The organism is Streptomyces calidiresistens (genome assembly GCF_014141525.1).
Classification (GTDB): domain Bacteria; phylum Actinomycetota; class Actinomycetes; order Streptomycetales; family Streptomycetaceae; genus Streptomyces; species Streptomyces calidiresistens.
Genome location: NZ_VKHS01001174.1, coordinates 1 through 1,198 on the forward strand (window position 1 = coordinate 1; position 1,198 = coordinate 1,198).

Consider the following 1,198-nt stretch of genomic DNA (forward strand, 5'->3'; position numbering starts at 1 on the left):
GGGTGGGAACGGGAACCGCCGACCTGGAACGCCGGGGGGCGGGAGCGGGTACGCCACCGGGTACGGGTACGCGTCCGGGCACTGCGGTACCGGGACGAACCGTCCCCCGGGACGGGCGCGGATTCGGTGTCGGGGTCACGACGCTCCCCCCGTCACGCCGAGCCGCACCCGTGGGTCCGCCCAGGCCAGCAGCAGGTCCGAGATCAGCGTGCCGATGACCGTCAGCACGGAGATGACCATGATCAGCGAGCCCGCCAGGTACATGTCCTGCTGGCGCAGCGCGTTGAGCAGGAGGGGTCCGATGGTGGGCAGGCCGAGGATCTGGCCGACGACGATGTCGCCGGCGAACAGGCCGGGCAGCACCCAGCCGACGGTGGAGATGAAGGGGTTCATCGCGACCCGCAGCGGATAGCGCACCACCAGGCGGCGTTCGGGGACCCCGCGCGCCCGGGCGGCGACCACGTAGGGCTTGCGGAGTTCGTCCAGGAGGTTGGCGCGCAGGATGCGGATGAGGCCGGCCATGCCGGCGGTGCCGACCACCACCACGGGAAGCCACAGGTGTTGCAGCAGGTCGATGAGTTTGCCGAGGTTCCAGGCGGCGTCGCAGAACTCGGGTGAGCACAGGCCCGCCGGCACGTATCCGAACCACCGGAAGCCCAGGTACATGAGGACCAGGGCGAGCAGGAAGTTGGGGGTGGCCAGGCCCAGGAAGCCGAGGCCGGTGGCCAGGTGGTCGCCGATGGAGTACTGGCGGACGGCCGCGTACACGCCGATGGGGAAGGCCAGCACCCAGGTGAACAGGAGGGCGGTGACGGCGAGCAGGACGGTGGCGGGGAGCCGTTCGCCGATCAGGGTGGTGACCGGGCGGGTGTACTCGAAGGAGATGCCGAGGTCGCCGCGGAAGACCATGTTGGAGATCCAGTAGCCGTACTGGACGATCAGCGGCTGGTCCAGCCCGTAGGCGGCCCGGTACTGGGCGATCTCCTCCTCACCGACCTGGAGGCCCTGCTGGCGCCGGTAGGCGATGAGCGAGGTGACGAAGTCGCCGGGTGGCAGGTTGATGATGACGAAGACGACGACGGAGATGGCGAGGAGCGTGGGCAGGGTCCACAGCAGCCGTCGCAGGATGTAGCTCAGCAACGCCGTGGTCCTCTCCGGGTGTGGGGGCGGTGGGACGCGTCGCGCGCGGTGGGGGTCG

The 1,198-nt window shown here is 70.2% G+C and carries 1 protein-coding gene; it reads right to left on the reverse strand.

Going from position 1 to position 1,198, the window contains the following annotated elements:
• Positions 1–135: 135 nt before the first annotated feature.
• On the reverse strand, positions 136–1,198 hold a 1,063-nt coding region (locus tag FOE67_RS26210; protein ID WP_228474314.1), incomplete at its 5' end, for an ABC transporter permease.